This is a genomic window from Pseudocoprococcus catus, from assembly GCF_019734885.1.
Classification (GTDB): domain Bacteria; phylum Bacillota; class Clostridia; order Lachnospirales; family Lachnospiraceae; genus Coprococcus_A; species Coprococcus_A catus.
In genome coordinates this window covers 1-469 of sequence record NZ_JAAXCM010000059.1, presented here as the reverse complement: position 1 = coordinate 469, position 469 = coordinate 1, and the positions used below count along the sequence as shown (strand labels likewise).

The 469-nt window shown below is 42.9% G+C and carries 1 protein-coding gene; it reads left to right on the top strand.

Annotation, left to right across the window (positions count from 1 at the left end; all coding sequences use genetic code 11):
• Positions 1-469: radical SAM protein (locus tag HED67_RS14985; RefSeq protein WP_331467102.1), on the top strand; the 469-nt coding region annotated here is incomplete at both ends.

Genomic DNA, 469 nt, shown 5'->3' with positions numbered 1-469 from the left:
GCAGTATCCTTTTATGGCGGAGAACCGCTGGTGCAGTTTGAACTGATGAAAAAGACAATAGATTACAGCCGACAGATCATAAAAGGAAAAGAACTGACCTTTTCTTTCTCTACCAACCTGACACTGGTAACACCGGAAATCGCAGCATATGTAGCAGGGGTGGAAGGAATGAGTGTTCTGGCAAGCATAGACGGACCGGAGAAAATCCACGATGCGTACAGAGTGATGAGTGGAGGAAAAGGAAGCTTTGGGAAAGCAATACAGGGATTAAAATATCTGGTAGAAGCCTTTGGAGAGAGGGCAAAGGAAAGTATTGTAATCAATACGGTGGTCTGTCCGCCATTTAGTGCAAAGAAACTGGATGCAATCAAAGAGTTTTTTGAAGGACTGAACTGGCTGCCAAAAGAAATGGTGAAAAAGTGTGATTATGTAGAATACGGAAGTGTAAGAGAAGAAGATATTTCCATGG